Origin of the sequence: Palaeococcus pacificus DY20341, assembly GCF_000725425.1 — an archaeon.
GTDB lineage: Archaea > Methanobacteriota_B > Thermococci > Thermococcales > Thermococcaceae > Palaeococcus > Palaeococcus pacificus.
Window position 1 is genome coordinate 1,745,235 of the sequence record NZ_CP006019.1, and the last position, 19,546, is coordinate 1,764,780.

The 19,546-nt window shown below is 42.9% G+C and carries 21 protein-coding genes; 4 read left to right on the forward strand and 17 right to left on the reverse strand.

What is annotated here, in order from left to right:
* Nucleotides 1-95: 95 nt before the first annotated feature.
* The 3 genes from PAP_RS09490 to gdhA all read right to left on the reverse strand — a co-directional run bounded on the left by PAP_RS09490 (nucleotide 96) and on the right by gdhA (nucleotide 4,155).
* Nucleotides 96-824: an alpha-glucosidase gene (locus PAP_RS09490; RefSeq protein WP_048165777.1), complete on the reverse strand. Its 729-nt coding sequence runs from the start codon at nucleotides 822-824 to the stop codon at nucleotides 96-98.
* A 154-nt stretch (nucleotides 825-978) separates the two neighbouring features.
* On the reverse strand, nucleotides 979-2,547 hold the full coding sequence (locus tag PAP_RS09495) for a sodium-dependent transporter (protein WP_048165778.1): 1,569 nt from the start codon (nucleotides 2,545-2,547) through the stop codon (nucleotides 979-981).
* A 348-nt stretch (nucleotides 2,548-2,895) separates the two neighbouring features.
* Nucleotides 2,896-4,155: a glutamate dehydrogenase gene (gene gdhA, locus PAP_RS09500; RefSeq protein ID WP_048165779.1), complete on the reverse strand. Its 1,260-nt coding sequence runs from the start codon at nucleotides 4,153-4,155 to the stop codon at nucleotides 2,896-2,898.
* Nucleotides 4,156-4,452: 297 nt separating this feature from the next.
* On the opposite strand from gdhA, the gene PAP_RS09505 reads away from it, so the two are divergent.
* The 3 genes from PAP_RS09505 to PAP_RS09515 are packed head-to-tail and all read left to right on the forward strand — an operon-like array spanning nucleotide 4,453 to nucleotide 5,480.
* Entirely contained in the window at nucleotides 4,453-4,980 is a 528-nt protein-coding gene (locus PAP_RS09505) for a winged helix-turn-helix transcriptional regulator (protein WP_236626990.1), read from the forward strand.
* Nucleotides 4,973-5,248: a hypothetical protein gene (locus tag PAP_RS09510; RefSeq protein WP_048165780.1), complete on the forward strand. Its 276-nt coding sequence runs from the start codon at nucleotides 4,973-4,975 to the stop codon at nucleotides 5,246-5,248. The genes PAP_RS09505 and PAP_RS09510 overlap by 8 nt, the downstream gene beginning before the upstream one ends.
* A 1-nt stretch (nucleotide 5,249) precedes the next feature.
* Entirely contained in the window at nucleotides 5,250-5,480 is a 231-nt protein-coding gene (locus PAP_RS09515; protein WP_048165781.1) for an Lrp/AsnC ligand binding domain-containing protein, read from the forward strand.
* Here PAP_RS09515 and PAP_RS09520 read toward each other — a convergent pair.
* The 3 genes from PAP_RS09520 to PAP_RS09530 are packed head-to-tail and all read right to left on the reverse strand — an operon-like array spanning nucleotide 5,477 to nucleotide 7,760.
* A complete protein-coding gene (locus PAP_RS09520; protein ID WP_048165782.1) occupies nucleotides 5,477-5,926 on the reverse strand; it encodes a universal stress protein in 450 nt (149 codons plus the stop codon). The two genes, PAP_RS09515 and PAP_RS09520, sit on opposite strands and share 4 nt — an antisense overlap.
* Nucleotides 5,927-5,931: 5 nt before the next feature.
* A complete protein-coding gene (locus PAP_RS09525) occupies nucleotides 5,932-7,206 on the reverse strand; it encodes an ArsB/NhaD family transporter (RefSeq protein WP_048165783.1) in 1,275 nt (424 codons plus the stop codon).
* Nucleotides 7,207-7,217: 11 nt separating this feature from the next.
* Nucleotides 7,218-7,760 (reverse strand): universal stress protein, encoded by a 543-nt coding sequence (locus PAP_RS09530; RefSeq protein WP_048165784.1) that lies wholly within the window; start codon nucleotides 7,758-7,760, stop codon nucleotides 7,218-7,220.
* Nucleotides 7,761-7,905: 145 nt separating this feature from the next.
* On the opposite strand from PAP_RS09530, the gene PAP_RS09535 reads away from it, so the two are divergent.
* On the forward strand, nucleotides 7,906-9,831 hold the full coding sequence (locus PAP_RS09535) for a S16 family serine protease (protein WP_048165785.1): 1,926 nt from the start codon (nucleotides 7,906-7,908) through the stop codon (nucleotides 9,829-9,831).
* A 134-nt stretch (nucleotides 9,832-9,965) separates the two neighbouring features.
* Here PAP_RS09535 and cca read toward each other — a convergent pair whose 3' ends face one another.
* The 11 genes from cca to PAP_RS09590 all read right to left on the reverse strand — a co-directional run bounded on the left by cca (nucleotide 9,966) and on the right by PAP_RS09590 (nucleotide 19,536).
* The gene (gene cca, locus PAP_RS09540) at nucleotides 9,966-11,318 is read right to left on the reverse strand and encodes a CCA tRNA nucleotidyltransferase (RefSeq protein WP_048165786.1); all 1,353 of its coding nucleotides are present in this window, start codon (nucleotides 11,316-11,318) and stop codon (nucleotides 9,966-9,968) included.
* Between the two features lie 51 nt (nucleotides 11,319-11,369).
* Nucleotides 11,370-11,924 carry an RNA 2',3'-cyclic phosphodiesterase gene (gene thpR, locus PAP_RS09545; protein WP_048165787.1) on the reverse strand — a complete coding sequence of 185 codons (555 nt, stop codon included), beginning with the start codon at nucleotides 11,922-11,924 and terminating at the stop codon, nucleotides 11,370-11,372.
* 44 nt (nucleotides 11,925-11,968) lie between these two features.
* Nucleotides 11,969-12,409 (reverse strand): ferritin family protein, encoded by a 441-nt coding sequence (locus PAP_RS09550; RefSeq protein WP_048165788.1) that lies wholly within the window; start codon nucleotides 12,407-12,409, stop codon nucleotides 11,969-11,971.
* A 15-nt stretch (nucleotides 12,410-12,424) separates the two neighbouring features.
* Nucleotides 12,425-12,985: a ferritin family protein gene (locus PAP_RS09555; protein WP_048165789.1), complete on the reverse strand. Its 561-nt coding sequence runs from the start codon at nucleotides 12,983-12,985 to the stop codon at nucleotides 12,425-12,427.
* Nucleotides 12,986-13,029: 44 nt separating this feature from the next.
* Nucleotides 13,030-13,827 carry an HAD-IIA family hydrolase gene (locus PAP_RS09560; RefSeq protein WP_048165790.1) on the reverse strand — a complete coding sequence of 266 codons (798 nt, stop codon included), beginning with the start codon at nucleotides 13,825-13,827 and terminating at the stop codon, nucleotides 13,030-13,032.
* A 39-nt stretch (nucleotides 13,828-13,866) separates the two neighbouring features.
* Nucleotides 13,867-15,189: an ATP-binding protein gene (locus PAP_RS09565; protein WP_158442513.1), complete on the reverse strand. Its 1,323-nt coding sequence runs from the start codon at nucleotides 15,187-15,189 to the stop codon at nucleotides 13,867-13,869.
* A 67-nt stretch (nucleotides 15,190-15,256) separates the two neighbouring features.
* Nucleotides 15,257-15,856 carry a TasA family protein gene (locus PAP_RS09570; RefSeq protein WP_048165792.1) on the reverse strand — a complete coding sequence of 200 codons (600 nt, stop codon included), beginning with the start codon at nucleotides 15,854-15,856 and terminating at the stop codon, nucleotides 15,257-15,259.
* A gap of 140 nt (nucleotides 15,857-15,996) precedes the next feature.
* The gene (locus PAP_RS09575) at nucleotides 15,997-16,983 is read right to left on the reverse strand and encodes a DUF1616 domain-containing protein (RefSeq protein ID WP_048165793.1); all 987 of its coding nucleotides are present in this window, start codon (nucleotides 16,981-16,983) and stop codon (nucleotides 15,997-15,999) included.
* 70 nt (nucleotides 16,984-17,053) lie between these two features.
* Nucleotides 17,054-18,436 (reverse strand): ATP-binding protein, encoded by a 1,383-nt coding sequence (locus PAP_RS09580; RefSeq protein WP_048165794.1) that lies wholly within the window; start codon nucleotides 18,434-18,436, stop codon nucleotides 17,054-17,056.
* Between the two features lie 108 nt (nucleotides 18,437-18,544).
* Nucleotides 18,545-18,787, reverse strand: coding sequence for a hypothetical protein (locus PAP_RS09585; protein ID WP_048165795.1), 243 nt, complete (start codon nucleotides 18,785-18,787; stop codon nucleotides 18,545-18,547).
* The gene (locus tag PAP_RS09590; protein WP_052649138.1) at nucleotides 18,778-19,536 is read right to left on the reverse strand and encodes a hypothetical protein; all 759 of its coding nucleotides are present in this window, start codon (nucleotides 19,534-19,536) and stop codon (nucleotides 18,778-18,780) included. The genes PAP_RS09585 and PAP_RS09590 overlap by 10 nt, the downstream gene beginning before the upstream one ends.
* Between the last annotated feature and the right edge of the window lie 10 nt (nucleotides 19,537-19,546).

A 19,546-nucleotide genomic window follows, 5' to 3' on the forward strand; every position in this document is an offset into this window, starting at 1 on the left:
ATTATTGTTCCAAAATTTATAAAAGTTTGTTCCAAAATTGGAACAAAAGAGCGGTAGAGCCATTGAGTAATTATTGAAAAATGAAGAAGAGATGCTCAAAGGAAGGCACTTCTGTGTTTGTAAAACATGTATGTTGCATACCCTAGGAACACCACATCGATCAATCCCAGCAACAGGAAGAGGAATATTATTCCCTGCGCTACGCCGAGGGATGTTCCAAAGGCCTGTGCAACCGCGTTTATTTCTTCGGGGTTTCCTACAGCGTGGATACCATAGTTTACGGCATAAGCTCCTGTGATTATTGGGATTGGTGTTACCGCAAATGCCAGCATTAGTCCGGTATAACCCCTCTTCTTCAGGCTTAGAAGGGAGAGTAAAACAGGTATGAGGAGGAGCAGTGAAGTGAACTTAAATCCCAGCGGGAACAGACCGGATATGATGAAAAACGATATCAAACCCCACACATACGCTTTATATGCTCTATTAACGTACTTCATATAGCCGGCAAAGTCATATGGAGCAGCTTTTGAGTACCTCAAAATTGCCCTAACATCCTTTACATATTCCTTCTCACCTAATCTTTCAATTGTTTTATTGTTTGTGGCATTCTTTAATTTTGTCGCTCTCTTTAAGAAGAAGCTTGCGAGCTCCTCGTTATCTATAACCACCTCATCCTTAAGGGCAGAGAAGTTTTCCTCAGCTTCTCTAATCATTTTCAGTACTTTTTCCTTGTTCTTTGATGAGAGTGAGCTTAAATCTTCAACTTTCTTTTCCGTCTCTTTTAAAACTTGAACTATTTGGTCAAGAAGTTCTATGCTTTTCACAAGAATTCACCCCCAAAAAGATAAAAGAATAGGAAGGCTTTAAGCCTTTTGCTCAGCCTTCATCAGTTTGCTAATTGCCAAGTACATCCAAATTAGGATTACTCCCCATGCAAATGCCATAAATGCGAGAGCACTGCCTTTCATTTTCCCCACCTCACAGCCTTATAATGACCTCGTTCTTCTCCAGCTCCTCGCCATACTTCTTCTTTATTGCCATGTATGCTTCTACTGCACCTATTATGAGGATGAAGAGCATCATGCCTCTAGCGAGCCATACCCAGTTGGCAAATTCTGGCTTGGCAACATAGCTTGGCACTGCCTTGAAGTATCCGCTTTCAATGTAGCTCTTTGTTGTGAAGAACAACAGTATGAATGTGTATGCTGGGGCTATGTACTTGATGAGTATCATAACCCACTCTGGAACCTTAATGTATGCACCCTTGTGCAGCTCCTCCCAGAAGTTCTCTGGCTTGAAGAGCCATACGGCAACTATGATGTCGAAGAATCCGAGGATTACCAGTAAGTATGAACCAACCCAGTTGTCAAGCTCTGTTAAGTAGTAGAGGTCCAATGTGGCCTTTGTTGGGTCTAAAGCCACTGGAAGTCCCAATATCAAGTAGAGTATGAACACGAATATTGCACCGGTCTTTCTGCTTATCTTCAAGTCCTCTTCCAAGAGAGCGGTTAAATAGTTGTACATAGCTATAGCTGATGTGAAACCTGCGAACCAGAGTAATAGGAACCATACTGCACCGAAGAATTGACCAGCTGGCATGTTCATGAAGACGTTTGGTAGGGCAATGTAAGCTAAACCTACACCCGCTTTGACACCTTCTTGACCCAAGTAAGCGAAAGCAATTGGTATAGCAATTGAACCACCCAATATGACTTCAGCAAACTCGTTGAGTGAAACTGTTGCTAAACCTGAGAGTGCAACGTCGTCTTCTGGGCCTAAGTAGGAGGCGTAGTTTTGTATGATACCCATACCCAAACTCAGGGTGAAGAATATTTGTCCAGCAGCGGCTAAAGCAGATTGCCAGGTTACTTCGCTAAGTCTTGGCTCCCAGAGGAACTCAAATCCTTTTATAGCACTCCATTCTGGTTTAACTGGAGAGCCCAAAGTCAAAGACCTAAGAACCAGGAGAATAGCTGCCACATAAAGCAAGGGCATCATAACCTTAACCCATCTTTCTATACCCTTACTAACACCTTGACCCACTGCAACTCCCAAGAGTGCCACTGAGATACCCCAGAACAGGAGCACCTGTCCAGTGTTGCCCAAGTAGTTAATTAAGAACTGAACGGAGTCCTTTCCGAAGTATGCTCCGGTTGCGCTGAAGTATGTGTATGCCGCTGACCATCCTATGATGTGCAGATAATAGCTGTTGAGGAGTGTTGTAACTGAAAATGCCAGCATACCACCAATGATACCAAATATCAATGCGGTTCTTGGCTTTAAGCTCTCTCTTGACATTAAGTAGAATGTTGGTCCCAATGTACCGTGGCCGTACTTACCTCCATATCTACCTTCAACCCACTCGACCCACATGATGGGTATACCCAATAGGAACAGCGCTGCAAAGTATGGTATCATGAACGCACCGCCACCGTTCTTGGCGGCCTGGTACGGGAATCTCCAGAAGTTTCCGAGACCTATTGCGTTTCCTGCCATGGCTAAGATCAAACCAATCTTAGTTGCCCATTTATCTCTTTGTTCAGCCATTTCATTTCACCTCTAGGCAAAGTTCAACTAAATACAACATCGATAGACAAATGTTTGCATTACATATAAACACGTGAACCATATAAAAAGCTTTCTCCTAGTCGATTTCGGCAAAAGACGATTTACTACATATTAAAATTAGGAAAGTTAAGAATTGCCATTCTGTCGGTTGATTTAAAAAGAAAGTGCAACCGCTCTAGATATCTGTCAAAAATTTGCCTAAAATTAGTTCAATTTACATGAAATAAAACAAAAATCTGAAATTTTTACAATACTGAGAATTTTAGATGGGTGTCTAAAATACTAGGTGAAGATTTAAAGAGGAAGTAAAAGAGAATGGAAAAGAAATCACTTCTTGACCCATCCTCTGTCGAGCATGGCTTGGTAGACTCTTTGGACGGCAACAACGTAGGCGGCATCTCTCATGTTGATGCCTTTCTCCTTGTGAGTGTTGTAGACGTCCCAGAAGGCCTTGGTCATCTTATCGTCAAGCCTCTTTCTTGTCTCCTCAACTGTCCAGTAGAAGCCGTTGATGTTTTGCACCCACTCGAAGTAGCTGACTGTAACACCACCGGCGTTACAGAGGAAGTCTGGGATTACGAGGATGCCCTTCTCATAGAGTATCTCATCTGCCTCTGGTGTGGTTGGACCGTTGGCAAGCTCGGCAACGATCTTAGCCTTGATGTTGTCGGCGTTCTTCTTGGTGATGACTTCCTCAATAGCGCTTGGAGCAAGGACATCAACTTCGAGCTCGAGCAATTCTTCGTTGGTTATGTTGGTTGCACCTGGGAAGTCCTTAACTGTACCGTTCTTCTTCTTCCACTCAAGGACTTCATCAGCGTTGAGTCCATCTGGGTTGTAAATGCCGCCCTTACTGTCGCTGACAGCGACAACCTTCATTCCGTACTCTTCTGTCATGATCTTGGCCATGTAGTAACCGGCGTTACCGTAACCTTGGATAGCGATGGTCTTGCCCTTAAGGTCCATGCCAAGGGCCTTAGCTGCCTCTCTAACTGTGAAGGCAGCACCTCTTGCTGTAGCGTCCATTCTAGCGACGATACCACCAACGCTTGGTGGCTTACCTGTGATGATACCAAAGGCTGGGGTCTTCCTCCTTGCGAGCATCTCATACTCGTCCATCATCCAGCCCATGATCTGTGGATTGGTGTAAACGTCAGGAGCTGGAACATCTGTGTATGGGCTGATAATGTCATAAATAGCCTTTATGTATCCTCTCGCAAGCCTTTCCTTCTCCCTGTCGCTCATTTCCTTGGGGTTACAGATAACTCCACCCTTACCTCCACCGTATGGGATGTCAACAACAGCAGTCTTCCAGGTCATCCAAGCAGCGAGAGCCTTAACTGTGCTGAGGGTCTCATCTGGGTGCCATCTAATACCACCCTTTGTTGGACCGCGGGCCCAGTTGTACTGGACTCTGAAACCGGTGAAAACCTTAACAGAACCATCGTCCATCTCAACTGGAATTGTTACTTCGAGAATCCTTTGTGGCCTCTTTAAAAACTCAAGAGCCTCTTCACTTATGTCCATATATTGGGCAGCCCTCTCGAGCTGCTTAACAGCAATTTCAAATGGGTCTTGCTCAACCATGTTCATCCCTCCAATTTAGGTGATTGGCGATACATACTTGTGCAATAGCCTATATAAACCTTTCGCTGAAACTGCTTGGAAAACCGTTATTTCTAAACAAAAGGTTATGTATGGAAATGTTATAACAAACAAGAATATTTAGGGGAGTTTTTATTTTAAAGAAGCCACGTACGGCTTTCTTTTACATACAGCAATGTCCATTAAAGGGTAACAGTGCTCTAAAATTTTGAGGTGTGAATATCATTTGCTATGAGATTTGTACCAAAAACACATTAAAGTACTAGGAGATAGGTTTTGATGAAGAACATGACATCCACGAGAGAGCACATCCTCCAGTACATCAAAGAAAACCCGGGGATAACTTTCCGCAGGTTAGTGGAGGATCTCAATTTAGGAATAGGAACTGTGCAGTATCACCTGAGTGTGCTTGAAAAAGAGAACTTGATAATCTCAAAGAAAATTGGAGGAAAAAGATACATCTTCCCAAAAGAGTTTGAAAAGGAGTATGAGCCCTTAATTAGAGCTATCTCTACTTCAACCCAAAGAAAAATACTCCTGCTGCTCTCAGAAGGCAAGAAAAACCAAAGCGAAATAGCCTCTTTACTAAAGCTTTCTCAAGCTACTGTAAACTATCATATGAACCAGCTGGAAGAGCTGAACTTAATAAAAAAGAATCGAAGAGGAAGGCAGGTAATATACGAAGCCAACTTTGATGTGGAGACCCTAGTGAGGGTAATTAGCGAATACAGACCAAAGCTTTGGGATAAGCTTGCGGATAGGCTGATTGATTTAATGCTCGAGATAAAAGGTGAGGAACATGATTGAGCATGTGAGTTTAGTCCTAGACTTAATTGTGATATCAATTGCCTTTGCACTGTCCTTAATATCATGGAGGGCTTACAAAAAGAGCCACTTAAAGAGTGTGCTTTTCCTATTACTGGCATTTGTGTTCTTTACTATAAAGAAAGCCCTGGAAAATGCTCATCTCATATTCCCAAACATTCACCTGGAATATTTAAACGTAGCTGTGGCGTTGGTGGAGGTAGGGATATTAGGGCTGTTCTTCGTTGCAATAGTCAAGAAAGGTGATTGAAGTGCCTTTAGGGATTTATATCTTAAAAACCGTGCCTGGAAAAGAGAAAGAGGTTCAAAAGAAGCTGCTCGAGGAGTTTGAATTCGATGAAGCCTATGTAGTTACTGGACAATTTGACATTATAGCGAAAATTTTCGTACCTTTAACGAGGAGAGGTTTTGAAGAGCTCAAAGAGAGGATAGCAGAATTGGAAGGGGTCAAAGAAGTGAAATATTTAGAGGCCATAGTTTAGCGAACAATTAACATTGGGGGCTTTATAACCCCAGCAACCTCCTCCAATAAACTGCCTATCCTTGTTTTTCCGCTCTTTCCATAAGCTCCTAAGACCACAAGGGAGTATTTTCCGCTGTTCGCTTCTTTTAGAATCTCCTCTTTTGCTATACCCTCAACCAGCTTCATAGAGCAGTTGACCTTCTCTTTGTGGCAGAACTCCAGTAAATCTCTCATAAGCTCGTTTATGCTCTCCTTCATCTCACCCCATATCCTATCCTCATAGTTCTTTATCTCATCGAGCTTGCCGCTCCTAGCCCCTAAACTGAAGGCCATCGCCTTTGCTTCCCTCCTATCCAAGACAGAGAACAGTATAACCTTAGCATTCTTCTTTTTTGCGATTGCTATAGCATGCAGAGCCGCTTTTTGGCTCCACTTTGAACCATCAACTAACACTAAAATCTTCATCTTCCTCACCACACGTATCTAACCCAAAGTATCCCCACACCAACAGCAACGGTTAACGTCATTATTATCGCTCCAACCTTAAGAAAGTCTCCAAATGTGATTTTTATCCCTTCCCTCTCAGCTATACCAATGACGACAACGTTGGCTGAAGCTCCTATCGCTGTCCCATTACCACCCAAACAAGCTCCTAAACTTAACGCCCACCAGAGGGGATAGATGTTCATTGAAGCTCCCATATTCTTTATCAAAGGAATCATAGCTGCGGTTAGAGGAATGTTGTCAACTATTGCAGAAGCAAAAGCCGAGAACCAGCTTATTACAAATAGGGCTCCTCCTTGGCTGTGTATATGGCTTATCATCCATTGAGCCACCTGCAAGATTACTCCCGTCTCCTCCAGACTTCCTACAATTATAAAGAGGCCTCCAAAGAAAAACAAAGCGGGCCACTCAATTTTTTCCAAGATTCCTTCAGGATCCTCCTTGCTCCAGAGGAGTATGAGGGAAGCACCAAAGAGCGCTACAATTGCCGGCTCCAATCCCAATCTATCATGAACAAAGAACAGCAAAACTACGAGCAAAATTATGGTGACGGACTTCCTGAAGAGCGTTAAATCCTTTATAGCCGCTTTCTCGTCCAAACGCTCCAAAGTCCTAACAATCTTATTCTTTTTGTCTTTATCAACCTTCAAGCTGTTCCTATATGCGAGATACACAAATCCAATAGTTAAAATCAAATCGATCAATGCTATTGGCCCCATATTAAGCAAAAAGTCATTGAAGCTGAGCTTTGCAGCAGAGCCTATCATGATGTTTGGAGGGTCGCCTATAAGCGTCGCAGTTCCACCTATGTTGGAGGCGAATATTTCGGAGAGGAGAAAAGGAATCGGGTTTAGCTCCATGAGCTTTGCTATGTAAATGAGCATGGGCGTGAGGAGCAAAACAGTGGTTACGTTATCGAGAACAGAGCTTACAACAGCGGTGACAATGGAGAAGAGAATTAAAACTTTAATGGGGCTTCCTTTAGCAAGCTTCGCCGTTTTTATAGCAATATACTCAAAAAGCCCGCTGTTCCTCGCGGTGTTGACTATTATCATCATGCCCATCAAAAGGAATATAGTGTCTAAATCGAGATATGTGGGCAGCTTATCCCAGGGGACTATTCTAAGAACAAGAACTATTGAGGCCCCAAACATTGCCGCTACTGCTCTGTGTATCCTTTCGCTCATTATGAGAGCGTAGGTAAAGAGGAACACTGCAAGTGCTACTGCCTCCATGTTCATTTTTTCACCTCCTAATAGATTATAGTTGGAATATTCACGTGCTGTATAATCTTAAACGCGACCGGACTTAGAGGAGAAGTTTTAGTTATCTCCGAGCCGTAGGCCTTTGAAATGGCAAGTAAATCGTGATCTGCAGCAAGCTTAATAACATCTTCACCCTTATCACCAAAAAAGAGCCTTGTCTGAACTTTTAATCCAAAATTCTCAAGCTCACTCGATATCTCCCTGAGAATCTTGAGTCCATAAATCTCTTCTTTACGCTTAAACTCTTCACTGGCATCTCTGCTTAACGTTTGGTTTATTATCGAAAATACCTGAGAGTCTATGATGTAAACCAGTAAAACTCTCGCATCGTAGGATGAGAGCGTTTCATAGAGCTCCAGAGGGATATCTTTAACAAACCTGTCGAGGGGCATTAAAATCGAACTAATCTCAGGAAGAACCATTTCCTCTTCAGCAAGCAAAAACTCCTTATATTCTTTCAATATCCTATCATAACGCTTTCCCGCAATGTTCCTAAATTTTCTCCGGATTAATGACGAATAGAGCCCCATTTTACTCCCCGTTTATATTCAAGTGCTCAATATTTAAAACTATTGGTTCAAATTAAGATTTTTTGGTTCATCCATCTAAAATTTCAAACGATGAACCACAAGGGATATTAAAGGAGAGAATCTTCACAAAAATGGAGGTGAAAGTATGAGAAAAACCATCAGTGCAGCATTCTTGTTTTTAGTTATCGTATCGCTCTTATCTCCCCTAGCTTTGGCCCAGTGTCCAAGCGAGGGGACTACGGTTATAATAAAAGCACCAGCGGTTTCAAAGACCTCAAACGGCGAGCTAATTGGTGTTGCCACTACTTTCTCCATAACCGTCGCCCCTGGAAGCGGGCACGTCTATATCGAAACATGGCCCCTAACCGAGGTGGACATGCAGGCGAGTGCTCGTTTAGCGGTCCAAGTTGCGGGACAAGTTTTAGGGGTTGATATGGATAAATATGACGTCTACATCCAGGTAAAGTCTGATGCCCCAACCATAGGTGGGCCCTCGGCAGGGGGCACAATGACCGTAGGAATAATTGCGGCATTAAAGGGGTGGAAATTGAGAGATGACGTGATGATGACAGGCATGATAAATCCCGACGGCACTATAGGGCCCGTTGGAGGCATTTTAGAGAAAGCTAGTGCAGCGCACAGCGTCGGTGCAACGCTCTTCTTAATCCCCGAAGGCCAGAGAATCCAAATGGTGCAGCAAACCGAGCAGACACAAATAGGGCCTTTAGTACAAGTAACTAACAAAGTAGAGCCTGTCGATGTGGTAGAGTATGCAAAAGAAAGGTGGGGTCTTGAGGTTAAGGAAATTAAAGACATTTATGATGCGGTTTTTTACTTCACAGGGCATAGAATAGAGAAGCCTCAAGCCCCCGAGAGCATTAGCATAGATACCAGCTTTTTGAAAGATGACGCGCTTAATGACTACGAGAACACGACTAAATACTACAAAGAGGTTGAGCAAAAGCTCAAGGACAGCGATGTTAGCTATTCCTCATACACTCTACTCAGGAGCGCACTAAACCAGGCGGATCTAAAGCTAAAGAACGCAAAGGATGCCATCGATAAAGGGATGTACTACACCGCGTTAAGCCTGGACTTCCAAGCAAGGATAACCATAAGGACGGTTGAGTGGAGCTTGGAGGCTCAAGATAACAGGGATATAGAAAATCTCCTAAAGAGCATCGATGAGGACATAAAGATCACTGAAAAAGAAGCGGAAAGCAGGACAATCCAAGGAATAACAATGCTCCAGGCAATAGCGGCAAGTGAGCAGAGAATCGAAGAGGCAAAACGCTATTTAAGCGACGCTTGGGCCGCTTATTACAAAGGGGATTACTGGAATGCAATAGGAAACGGAGCGTTTGCATATGAGAGGCTTCAAACAGCCAAGTTCTGGGCGGGCTTAGGAGAGAAGTATGCAAATGGCGATGCAATAAGCAGAGACGTTGTGAAAGGGGTAGCTAGGGACTACTTAGACAATGCAAGACTTATAGTAACGTATATAACCTCCATGTTCGGTGAGGCGGCGCTCCAAGATCTGCTCAGCGAATTGGACAAAGGCGAGAGCTACTATGAAGAGGGTAAGTATTCAGCGGCTTTATTCTCGGCAATTGAAGCTCAAGCTAGGGCAAATATAATACTCGACACAATTGGTATAGACAACGAGACCGTTCTAAGAGACAAGCTCAACAGCATGAAGCAGGACGCAAAGACCGCCATAGCCATAGCCCAAAGCCAAGGCATCTACCCCCTTCTGGGAATAGCTTACTACGAATTCGCACAAAGCTATGAGGAGCAAATGGGCATCGACAACCTGGTAACAGCAATGACCTTCTACCAATACGCTAAAGAAACATCCACAATATTCCTCCAAAATAAGGGCGTTCCAAAGATAGAATCCCCAGCTACGCCAGCTGTTCCTTTGATAAACACGACGAGCACTCAAACCCCAATAGAAAATGAAACAAGCACCCAAACCGATGATTCGAGGAGAAACGAGGCAGTAATCTATGCATCGGGAGCGCTTTTAGCAGGCCTGCTCCTCGGAATCGGACTTGGAAGGAAGCTTTAACTTCTTTATATTTCCCTCAACACTTTTTTAACGACAGGATCAATTATCCATCCCATTTTTCAAGTTTCTAAGATAGGATTGAAAAGCAACTTACGCCACCGTAAGTTACTTACGGGGGCAGGTTATAAAAGGTTTCATTTAAGGTTCCACTTCTTCTTGCTCAAAAAGAGGTAAGCTTCCCTCTTCAGGCCCGGTGGGACAAAATCCACCAAAATATCCGCCTCTTTAATGGCATCCCTTAGGTTCCTTCCCAAAGACACCTGGTTCTTCTCCAAAAGATCGATTATAACGTCAACGATATAGGACTTTTGATGTTTTTCGCTGAACAGATTCCTCCCCCTAACCCAGACCATGTCGTGCTTTTTGTAGAAGTTTAAGCCCCTAGAGGTGTAAAACTCCGGGCCGGGGTGGACTTTTATCTTTGGACGCTCAAGCCCCTCAACCTCAAGCATTATGAAAGCTTTCTCCCCATAGCCCCAGTTTGCGTCGTAAACGTTAAAGCCCGCCTTTTCAACGGCCTTCCAAAGCCCCCTAGCACTCTTCTCAAGCTGCGGCAGAAGGACGTCGTCAATAAATGAGGGCTTCTCAAAGAGGAGAACTAGTAGGTGGGTGCCCTTCCTTTGGATAAGCTCCCTGTAGTCAGCAGCTTGAGGTTCCTTCGGAAAGAAGAACTCTATACTAGGCTTTTCAAGAAAGTCCCTAGCCTTGAAGTAAAAGCGCGCAAACTTCTCCCAGCTTAACGCAGAAGCAACATTTCTCCTTGGATCAACAGGGTCTAAAACGATTAGAGGTGCCTCTTTTTCACGCTCTATCGTTTTTAAAGCCCTTTCCCTCTCCTTCTTAAGCCACCCCTCGGGGTCTATGATTTTCTTCCTGTGCATAAAATCAGCGCTCTTTAAAACATCCAGGAAGGAGCCGGACTGTATTATCAAAAGCTCTGTTAGATAGCCAGAAAACCCCTTAACATAAATCTCGCTGCCGTAAACGTTAATACCCTTGAAGAAGCGCTTTAAGAGCCTAACCTCATCGTTTCTTCCGTTCAGATGCTTAAGCACCCAGCGGTTGTGCAGTATGGAGCGGTCAACGGCCGTCCTCACTTCTCTCCACGAGTTAACATCGTAACAGGGGACTAAATCAACGTCAAAGCCCTTGTACTTGCCGCTTATGTAGGGGTGCTCAGCGTAGGCCTTTTCATATGAGTCCAAGCGCTTCCCTATTGCTTCAGCCAGTTTAAATCCTTCTTCCTTGAGCTCATTTAGCGGAACATCAAGAGGAAAAGCAAGGAACAAGTCTATGTCGTGGTCTCCCGCTAAATAAGTATCCTTAGCGAGGGAGCCTACAAAGTAGGGCTTGACCTCTAAGCCAGCTCTCTCTATCTCCTCTCTAACCAAGCCTAGGAGCTCGCCCTTTATCCTCTCAACAAGCTCGCGCTCCTCTTTGCTTGGCTTTATCTTTTGAAGGACTTCCTGCAGGATATCTCTCGTCATCACTTGCTACCCCACTATCAAGAGGTATATAAATAAGTCGATAGCCAACTATCAACCTAAATCAACACGCTTTATCGTCTCGTAAATCGGACCCTTGGGCGTTAGAGTGCTCTTCCTGAGCTCTATAGCTTCAACTGTGAATTCACCGAAGTCCTCATTGACAAGCTCCTTTAAAGTGAGCATGAGCTCGACCTTGTCCCTGACGTACTTTACCCTTCCAATCGTTATGTGCGACACAAACTCCTTGTCCTTTTTGAAGCCGAGCTTCCTCATGGCGTTTTCAACGTCCTGAGCAATTTTTTTGATTTCCTCATCTCCCTCTAAGCCCGCCCATATAACGCGGATGTAGTTGTAGCTTGGGAAAACGCCTATACCCTTAACCTTAACGCTGTGCTTCCTGTATTTTTTAGCTATACCCTCCAAAATCTCGCCTATCTCCTTTGCCTGCTCCTCTGTAATCTCCCCCAAAAACTTAATCGTTAAATGCAGGTTTTCCGGCTCAACGAACTTTATCTTAGCTGCCTTAGCACGCTCAATCTTATCCTGCGCTTTAACGAGGTTTTCTCTAACCGCATCGTTAATCTCAATTGCTATGAAAGCTCTCATAGCCATCACCCCTCATTTTTTGACTCTCCTCCCAAATTACCTATCTATTCACCAATCATCTCATAAAGAATTTTCAAACGGTATGCGTGTTTGAGCTCTTCCTGACGCATCATCTTGAATATATCGCTCAGGGAGCCGCTTAGTATTTGACTTAGCCTATCATAGAGCTCATAGGAGTGCTTCTCCCTGATGAGGGCCTCTAAAATTAAATCCTCTAAATCAGCTGGCTCTGCACGCTCATCTTTAAAGTATGGCTCTAAGCTCAGTGAGTCCAGATAGTCTATAACCGCCGTTCCTTTTAATGTGTCTTCCTCTAAAAAGGACTCAATCGTTCTCTTGTGCCTCAGCTCTTCGCCGGCGAGCCATTTGAAGTGCTCCACCATGCTGGGGAGTTCATAAGTTGCAAAAGTCTCCCCGAGCTTGTATAGGTTGTAAAGTTCGTTCTCCTGATGAATTATACTTTTTAGGAGTTCCTCAAGGTTCATTCTATCACCAAACCACTATTTTTGAAGCAGATCATTTATCATGTCGTGCACGCTTTCCTCTGCTTTTGCTCTCTTGTAAAAAAGATATTGGCTCTTTACAAAGTCGTAGTGCCTTTTTTCATCCATTGCGAGTTCAAAGAAGATTGCTTTGTACTGCTCATCTGGAATGTTCCTCCCGATGAAGTTGTATATGCTTTCCGCAAGCTTTTCGGACTCTACTGCGATTTTTAGGATATCTAAATAGCTCTTTGCTGTTTTTATTGCGGGCTTGCCCTTCGTTGCAATCCCAATCCACGTCTCAGCTTTTATTTTTCCAGGCTCTTTATCCGGAAACAGCTCATTGAAGATACGAATAATCTTTTCCTTGTGTCCTTTCTCCGCCATAATGAACTCCTCAAACCTTTTCTTTGCATGGGGCTCCTCAAGCCTCTTAGAGAGAAAAGTATAAAGTTCTACAGCCTCCTCCTCTCCTCTTATAGCATAGCTGAGTACCTCATAAAGGGGCTCTTTAGTAAGCTCCTGCAAAATTTGGCTAACTCTCTCCTCAACCTCTTTTTCAATCTCAAAGCTCTCCATACACAACCCTCACATATAGTGTAGCGCTCAAAAAGTATAAAGATTTAACCACCCAGCTGAACTTTCAGGTAATCCAAAAGGTCCCCTATGGTCGGCAAAATCAAGTCTGGCTTGATCTCACTCTTCTCAACGTCCTCAAGCGTATTAACACCCGTAAGAACCATTATCGCCTTAGCACCAATCTTTTTAGCAAAAGCAATATCAGTATCTAACCTGTCGCCAACCACCCAAAGTTCATCCACTTTTAGCTTCTCCTTGATGATCTCATAGACAGGCTGGTTGGGCTTTCCTATTACAAGAGGTTCATTTCCACTGGAAGCTTTTAGGGCCGCTAGTATGGAGCCCGCCCCCGGAAGTATTCCTTGCTCACCGGGGTAAGTTGTGTCCGGATTGGTGCCCACAAAAAGAGCACCATTTCTAATGGCTAAAGTTGCATACTTGAGCTTCTCATATGTGAGCTTGGTGTCCAGGCCCACGACGACGTATTTTACATCGTGCCACCGCTCTTTAATTTCTTCCATACCAATAATTGGCCAGCCGATGTTTTTTATCTCCTCTATTAAGCCTCTCCCACCGATTACAAACGTCTCTCCTTTCTCGAAGTGCTTCTCCAAGTAGTGGGCAGTTGCATAGCCAGATGTGATTATCCTTTCTTCGCTCACGCTTATGCCCATCTTTTCGAGCTTTTCCCTGTACATAGCAGCATTTCTCGTGGAGTTGTTTGTTAAAAAGATGAAGGGAATTCCTCTTGATTTTAAGTACTCAACAACCTCTTTAGCGCCGTCTATAGGGTTGCTTCCCCTATAAATTACACCGTCCATGTCAAAGATGATACCTATCATAACGACCCCTAAAGAAGAAGAGTGGAGAAGTTTAAAAATTCACTGGCCAAGTAGCCACTTCCATATAGGTTTGAAAATTATTTTTTTACCGTCCATCTTTTTAATATCCTCATAATCCCTAGTCAGGATCACTCCCTCTTTCATGCTAAATGCATCAAGTGCCCTAACCATTCCCCTGACCCCTCTATCCATGCTTTCTTCAATATCCCAGCTTACCTGGATCAACTCTTGGATATTGGAACCATTTTTAACCACAAAATCCACTTCAATTTGGGTTCTGGGCTCTCTCCAGTAGTACAGCTCGAGAGAGGGATTCCTTAATAACCTAGAGCGCAACTCTAAGAAAACAATATTCTCAGCTAGGTACCCATAATCCTCAGAAACCAAAAAAGTGTTTGCGTTTCTCAGTCCGGTGTCCACACAGTAGACTTTTCGGGGATTTCTGAGCTGTGCTTTCAGGGAATAAGAGAATATTGGCAGGAAAAAGAACATCTTAGCATCTTCAATATAAGATGTGAAGTGCAGAATATCCTCTTTTCTAACATTCAGCTCCTGTTTTGCAAATTTGTAATAGCTGGAGGCACTGAAATACCTCGAAACATTTGAAGCTAAAAATTTTAGCAGATGCCGCAGAACATGGAATTTTTTAACGTTGTATCTCTCAACAATATCCTTATAGAACATTACCTCAAAATATTCCTGAAGTGTTCTGAGCTTCAAAAATTCATCATCCATCAATACAACCTCTGGAAAGCCTCCCCACTTTAGATACTCATGGAAAAGGGCTTTGATTTTAAAGCGTTCTGAGGTATACACCGCTCGATCTTCCACAATGCCCTTAGCCCTTAAAAATTCCCTAAAAGAAAAAGGCTGAATTTCAAAGGTTATACTTCTTCCTCTTAAAGAGGTGGCAATTTCTCTGCTGAGAAGCTTTGAGCTCGAACCGGTTACAAAAACCCTAAGCCCCCTATCCAGAGACCTTCTCACAAAAGCTTCCCATCCCGGCGCGTTTTGGACTTCATCCAAAAATAAATAAAGCTCCTCATTGGCATTTTCCGGAAACAGCTCATAATAGGCATCAAGCATTAGAGACAGGTCATTTTCTCTCAAAGGTAAAATCCTATCATCCTCCAAGTTAACATAGAGGATTCTATCTCTTGGAACATCATTTGAAATTTTATTTATCAGCTGAAATATTAAAAAGGTCTTCCCACTCCTTCTTGGTCCAACTATAGACACTGCCTTGTGATTTAGGTTTAAAGGGATATTATACTCCCTCTCAACCCCATAGGGGAGCTCTCTCTCAAAACTTTCCATAAGGATTATTTTGAACAGTTCCTTTCTGTCCACACCTTTCACCATTGTTCCATATATCGGACCAAAATTTAAATTTTTTGGTCCATATAAAGGATCAAAAATTAAAGAGCAGTCACTGCTCGGCATAGATGTTTATGGAGATTTTTGCAGTGTCCGTTTGGCATTCGTTTCCAGCACTCGGCGATAGCTGGAGAGAAAGTTTTACTTTTAGCGTTTCTCTGGGCATTAATTTTTCGTTTAAGATGCTTATGGCTGAGGAGCTGACATCTTTTAGGTTCTTTCCAATGTAATCTGTTAGACTATACGTTTGATTTCCTTTAGTTATCTCGAAGTCCCTTATGAGCAAATTTTGGCTCAGCTCACCCACATCTGTGGTGTTGTCCACTAGAGATTCCGCATCCGTTAGCGAGCCTTTTTCTAAATCCTGCACATCAAAATCCAAGCGCAGCGTTGAGATATCAACATCACCGCCGTTCTTAATGTAAAACACCACATCCCTAGAGTCGCCGGGCTTTAGGTTGTTAAAGTCGAAGAGCTTTAAATCATCGTAGAACTTGCTCCCATCTTTGCTTATCCTAACATCAAACTCCCCCGTCGAGATTTCATTGTTTTGAGAAACACTCCTGTCGCTGAAGAGGGCGGTGCTGATGTGCATGCTTCCCATTCCTAAGAGAACGCCCACCATTAAAACCGCTAACAATCCCCTGTTCATACAACTCACCCAACTAAGTTTTTACAATTGATTTTTGTAATATTTAACATAAATATTTTTTGAACAAAAAGATTACTAAGATGAGTAAAAACAGGGAGTGGTAAATGAATACAATGTCTAGGATTGGGACAGCTCAGGGGCTAAATCTCCCGCACGTCGATATTAAGTTTCAAGCTCAAGATGGTGCCGTTTATTGCGTCGAGGATCCTTTGAGCTGCATCTGTTTGGGCATAATCACCGTTTATTGGCTTTGGAAGAGGAGGCTCTTTGTCTTTAAAGAGCAAAAACCAGAGCTGCCATTTTCCTGGTTTATCTATGCTAAATGTATAGTTGGTTTCCCATTGGGGGGTCCAATTGCCTTCGATATCTATTGGCTTGTGGGGAAGGGTAACGTTGAGCGTGTCCATTAAGTACATGTTGTGGATGTGAGTTTGATTGGTGTCGAAGTCATATGTCAGGTTGACGAGCCATACCTCAACATAATATGTGACGTTCCTGTACTCATGGTTCGCTATGCCCAAAATCACGGTGGCATTTTCACCCACGAAAAGCTCCGTTGGATAATCCGCGGCTTTTCCACTGGGGCCTAAAATGTAGAACTCCGTGAACTTCTCGCCTGGCTTTGGGTGGGTTATTACGTAGCCCAAAGTTGCTATTGAAGAAATTATCGCGATTATTAAAATCACGGTTAAAGCTTTATCCAAGCGGCTTGCTTTTTCCCACTCGAGCTCTTCTTTAAGCTTTTGGACATCAATTCTCGGAATCCACGGGTCAATAGCCTTCATCCTGCGGTAAATAGCTGTAATGCCAAAGAGGACGTTGAAAATAGTTAAGCTAACTAATATGGGGGTTAGCCTTATTCCCCAAGGCGTGTAGTTTAACGCCAATCCTATGAGCGGCACTATTGCAATGCTCAGCCCGAAGCTTAAAGCTAAGCGCTCGAGGTTGTCGAGCTCCTTCTTGTTTGGAAACAGGGCAGTTATAAACACATAGCCCGGGAAGAAGAGCACAAATGCCAAACCAAGGGCTTTTCTAGCAATGCTATTGGGAAAGAACACTATGAGCAGGTCGAGAATGAGTGAGAGCGCTGTGATTGTGAGCAGATCCCAGTAATCTCTCCAGTCCATTTGACCACCAATACTAGAGGAGTGGGAATGTTTAAAATGGTTTTGATAACACAGCGTTGAAACAAAAATCTTACGAATTCATCAACCCCTCCAGATCCTTTAAATCCCAGCATAGGGCATCGGGAGCCCTCTTTTTGAAGCTCTTTGCAATTATGAGGAATTCTCTTTCTCCTTTCCACTTAGTTAAGTCCGCTTTCTCCTTGAGTTCTTTGAAAAGGGCAATCCCATTGACATTGTCCCTCCATTTTACCTCAATGAACAGAGCTTTATTGCCCTTAGTCGCAACTAAATCAATTTCGTAGCTTCCTTTTTTGCTCCGGCCCCATTGCGGACCTATCTCATCAAACTCTATAACTTTCCTTTGATTCAGCTCCAAAAGGATGTCTTTTACAATTCTTTCGAACACCCTGCCAAAATAATTGGAGAAATTACCCTCTATTTTCCTCATTAACGCCTCATAGTTCCCGGTTTCAACCAAATTCTGGTTTTTTCTTATAAAGGTAAACCAAAAGTTCAGGAAGTAATCATTGATAATATAACGGGACTTCTTGGTTTTCTTTTCCAGTACAGGATTTTCCTTTGAAATCAGGTTGAAGTACTCCTCCAAGGCTTTCAGGTACTTTGGTATCGTTGTAGGCTTTTGAGAAATTGCATTTGCTATCTCTACAAGGGTGTTTCTGCTGCTTGCAATTGCCTCCAATATAGAAAAGTATATTTTGTGGGCTCTTCCAAATTCCTCTATGAGAAGAGCCTCACCCTCATTCTGAAGGATTGAAGAAAACTTCAGCATCTGTTCTAAGAAATCAAAGAAGGTCCTCTCTCTAAAGAGCTCCAGGTATTCATAGTATTTCGGCACTCCTCCGAAAATGCCATAGAATTTTATTTTCTCTTCAAGATCTTTTACTCCAAGGTCATTCAGCATTTGAAAAACCGTACTCGGCCGCAGGGGTTTGAGGTTGATATAAAGATCAGCCCTGCCGTATAGAGGGGATTTCCTTAAAAGAAACACTTTCCTCATCATTCCAATATAAGAGCCCGAGAGAATAACAAAGAATCTTTTTTCTTCCTTATATCTGTCCCAGAATTTTTGAAGATCATGGATTATTGAAGGATTTATCTTTAAGAAGTTCTGAAACTCATCAAAAAATATGGCTAGTTTATCCTGAGTTTTAAATAAAAAGTTCAACAAGTCCTCAAAGTTTTCAAATTTCGGTGAATAGCCGAGTTTTTCTTCAATCTCATCTTGGAAATCTTCCAGTAAGAGGCTTTCTTCTTTAACTGAAACAAAGAAATCAAGATAGGGAATGTTTTTTCTGGAGAAAAATTCTCTAACAAGCCTTGTTTTCCCAATTCTTCGTCTTCCAGTAACAATAATAAGAGATGAGCGAGAACGGGTTAGACTGAACGCTTTTTCTAAAGCTTCCATCTCCTCTTCTCTGTCATAGAATTTCATAAGTATCCACCAATAGGATTATCCTATTTTTGGATATTTATAGTTTTTGGTCTTTTAGGAATACAAGGGTATCAGTACAATGAATGATCGTTCATTTTATTGAATGATTCAACCAGCCAGAACCTCATACACCTTTTTCATGACTATGATTGCGAATATGACTAATAGGAGCTCCACTATGGGCTTCATGCCCTCCTTCTGCTCTCTGCTCAAAAAGAGGCCTCCCACTTCCAGAGTTATCAAAAGCCCTATTAGGGTTAGCGTGAGGAAGACATCAACGCTTTTTGTGGCTAACGCGGAAATTAGAACCCACAGAGAGAGGAAAAGAATTATGTAGTCCTCTACATCCATTCCCTAACTCCTCCAAGCCTTTTAGCTTTTATCTCAATCCCATAGTCCTTCTTCTCGACGCTTTCAACATGTATCAGCTCTCCCGTGGCTTTAGCTAATCCCAAGAGAATTGAGGAGCATATTGGACAGGCAACTTTTTCGCATGATTGAGGATCACACTCAATATCCGGCTGGACGACTACTCTAAAGCCTTTTTCAACTTCTTCTATATAGACACTTTTAGCCAATCCAAGAGCCCTTAAAACAGAACCCGATGAGGCCTCAACTTCTGAGTAGCTGGTGCTCTCAAGGGGATACTCCAGATGCTCCTCATACTTCTTTAATAGCTCTAGACCCGGAGGCCTAAGGGAAAGGCCCATCTGCCTCTCGTTGCTTACATTTGTTAGGAAAACAACATCAGAGCTCAGCTTTCCCAAATTAAGGTCAAACTCCTCATGAAGAGGAACAAATAAGCCTCCCTCCGGGAGGTTCTCATAAGGGGGAATATAAACAGCGTTGCCCTCCAAACCTAAATCCGTTATCATCTTCTCCAGCAGGAGGTTATATGAATTCATAACATTATTCAATGCTTCCTTCTTTATATAGCCAGAGCTTTTAAACGTGAAAATAATCACTCCCAGAAATATTCCCGCCAATCCAAGATTAATTAAGCCCTGATTTCCATTTATTGCTCCAAAAATACCAGCAAAAGCTCCCACAAGTACAAGGAACGCGCTCGTAATGTGTTTAACTTCATATTTTAACTCCAATCCCCTCCCC